The organism is Undibacterium umbellatum, assembly GCF_014284125.1.
Taxonomy (GTDB): Bacteria; Pseudomonadota; Gammaproteobacteria; order Burkholderiales; family Burkholderiaceae_D; genus Undibacterium; species Undibacterium umbellatum.
This window is the reverse complement of sequence record NZ_JACOFX010000086.1, coordinates 1-282: the sequence shown is the minus strand read 5'-3', so window position 1 is coordinate 282 and position 282 is coordinate 1. Positions and strand designations below refer to the sequence as shown.

At 58.5% G+C, this 282-nt stretch carries 1 protein-coding gene; it reads left to right on the top strand.

The window, feature by feature from the left end:
* Positions 1–282 (top strand): aminopeptidase N C-terminal domain-containing protein (locus H8L47_RS29290; protein WP_186957347.1); only part of this gene is annotated, 282 nt, incomplete at both ends.

Genomic DNA, 282 nt, shown 5'->3' with positions numbered 1-282 from the left:
CCGGTTGCCTCGCTGTTGCGTAATTTCTCTGCGCCAGTCGTGCTGAATATCAGTTACAGCGACGAAGAGCTGGGTCTGCTGCTTGCGCATGACAGCGATCCATTCAATCGCTGGGAAGCAGGCCAAAGGCTGGCGACCCGTCGCTTGGTGCGCCTGACTCAAGCCGTGCAGGCTGGTGAGCCGCTGGAACTGGACAGTATGTTTATCGAAGCCCTGCGTGCCACACTGAACAATGACACACTTGATCCGGCCTTCCGCGAACTGGTGCTGACCCTGCCATCG